Annotated in this window: 4 protein-coding genes; 2 read left to right on the top strand and 2 right to left on the bottom strand. The window is 37.7% G+C overall.

Translation table 11 applies throughout. From position 1 onward, the window contains the following. The coding region (locus H7844_15825) for a hypothetical protein (protein MEO5358748.1) at positions 1-244 on the bottom strand (244 nt) is incomplete at its 3' end. A gap of 2 nt (positions 245-246) precedes the next feature. Then, positions 247-417, bottom strand: coding sequence for a helix-turn-helix domain-containing protein (locus H7844_15820; GenBank protein ID MEO5358747.1), 171 nt, complete (start codon positions 415-417; stop codon positions 247-249). Between the two features lie 380 nt (positions 418-797). Between H7844_15820 and H7844_15815 the strand changes: the two genes are divergently transcribed. Together H7844_15815 and H7844_15810 are read left to right on the top strand one after the other, a co-directional pair. After that, positions 798-1,364: a Panacea domain-containing protein gene (locus H7844_15815; GenBank protein ID MEO5358746.1), complete on the top strand. Its 567-nt coding sequence runs from the start codon at positions 798-800 to the stop codon at positions 1,362-1,364. 557 nt (positions 1,365-1,921) lie between these two features. Beyond that, positions 1,922-2,094, top strand: a 173-nt coding sequence (locus H7844_15810) for a recombinase family protein (GenBank protein ID MEO5358745.1), incomplete at its 3' end; no start/stop codon positions are given.

Raw genomic sequence — 2,094 nt, 5'->3', positions numbered from 1 at the left:
TCCTTAATTCACAGGCAGCCTCTCCAAAAGCCGTTTTTAACTCACTCAGGCCGGTTACTAAAACGTCATCTTGTTGCCTTTCGTATTCGGCTTTAAACTCAGGGTTTTTAAGCCAAGCATAAAAAGTCGGCTTTGCAATACCAGCCTTCTCTACCCCCTCTGTAATAGTTCTGCTTGAGATGATAACAGGAATAACAGCCTTTTGCTTTTTAGTTAGATTAAGTTTGTTTTGGTTAGATTCCATTATTACAACCCTCTGCCGGTATCAATAAGCGCTCTTATATCAGAAGGCTTAAAGAGATTTTTCCGGCTTATCCTCACCGGAGTAATCAAGCCCTTATTTATCAAACGGTACACGGTAGCTATAGATATGTTGAGAATTGAAGCTATCTCTTTCATTGTTTGTATCCTTTCCATAATAAATTATGTCTCTATATGTATTAATTTGTCAATTATTGATTTACTTTATAGTATTAATGCTCTATAAATAATTACCCTCTGATTTTGAGTATAAGCCCTGTGGTTTGCCTGTTACTCAAAAGACAGAGGATTCCTTGTGAAATCAAGATAGTCCGTTGTAGGCCATCACAATAAGTTTAGGGCGTATAATGTCTGCGCTATCAGTGGAGTAATCCTGTTTCAAACTGGAAAAATAAGTCGAAAGGGAGCGGTTAAAGGAAAAGGAATATTGAAACTCAACACCCCCATGCCGATTACTAAAAATCTAGTATATCATTCACCGATTACTTTTTTAATAAACAGCTCTAATGTTATACTATCATTAAAGGGTTATGATTATGGCTATAGAAAAAGAAAAACTAAAGGATTTAATAGCGGCTATTTTAAACAGAGCTGGTAAAATTCCAAAGGTAAAGCTGGCAAAGCTCGTGTTGTTTGCCGAGATTGAGAATTATAAAAAGACTGGTACCTCTATTACTGGATTATATTTCTTACGATTGCCCTACGGACCGGTAATAGCCTTTTTCGATGAAATGCTTGAGGAAGGGCTTGATACTCTTTGGAGTGAAGAAATATCCCTTATTCCCATATACAGAGACGGAAGCAAAAGAAAACAACACTCGTACTATTCTTTAAGAGAGACTACATTATCTTTGGATTTACAGGAAACTATAACCAGTGTAGTCCACACTTACGGGGGAATGACTGGGACGGAGCTATCTAATCTATCCCATAAATTACCGGCTTGGCATTATTCAGAGCCAAATGAACCTATCTATGTGTCTGAATTGGCAATCGAAACGGATGAAAAATATTTTGCCATGCTGGATATAGTGGAGGAACTGGACAACACGGACGATGACTTACTGGAAGAAGAGATACTCAGCACACTATCAAAATCTTAAAGCAGCTTTTCCCACTAAGGTTGTCGAGTTAATAAATGCCAAAGAAGAAATCATAGTATCGTCTCCTACGACTAACCCTTTTTAAAAGCACAATTTTTTAAATATTAGGCGTTACAAGGCGGGTAAGATACGAATTCTTTATTTCTTATCCACAGAACGAATAGATATGTGGGAAAATGAACCGACAGAACCGGAAGTTATGTTCTTTTACGTAGGGTTGAGAAGCAATAATACTTATGACGATGCTTACAAATATTTGAATCAATTAGGCTGACCAGCTAAATTGTTGTAAAAGAGTCTTAGAATTTACCTATAATTAATTATACCAAATCGCTAATCAAAAAAACCTTGACATCCTCAACATTTCTATGGTATTTTTAAAGCGTTCAGTCATTAAGGGTTGTCCACTAACCTTAACAGTGGTTTTTTTAGTTTACAGGCATAATGTTAGTATTGCCGACTGTCCTGTAGTCGTGAGGCTATGGGCGGCTCTTAATGGCCGGAACAGCAGTCGGCATTTTTAATGTCATAAACGTTCAAACATTAAGAGGTGTAGCATGTCAACACGCAAAGTACAAACCAGACCTCACCAAACATCAGTAAACCCATCACAAGCTATCGGATATGTGCGGGTATCCACAATCGAGCAAGCCACAGAAGGCATAAGCCTTGACAATCAGAAGGCTAAAATCAGGGCTTATTGTGAGCTTAACGGCCTTACGCTTGTTAA

The organism is Nitrospirae bacterium YQR-1 (genome assembly GCA_039908095.1).
Classification (GTDB): Bacteria; Nitrospirota; Thermodesulfovibrionia; order Thermodesulfovibrionales; family Magnetobacteriaceae; genus Magnetomonas.
The sequence above is the reverse complement of the archived record's forward strand: the minus strand, read 5'-3'. Positions and strand labels throughout refer to the sequence as shown.

Bases quoted from the DNA above. Each gene is read 5' to 3' on its own strand.
- H7844_15820 (MEO5358747.1), bottom strand. From the start codon at position 417: ATGGAAAGGATACAAACAATGAAAGAGATAGCTTCAATTCTCAACATA.
- H7844_15815 (MEO5358746.1), top strand. From the start codon at position 798: ATGGCTATAGAAAAAGAAAAACTAAAGGATTTAATAGCGGCTATTTTA.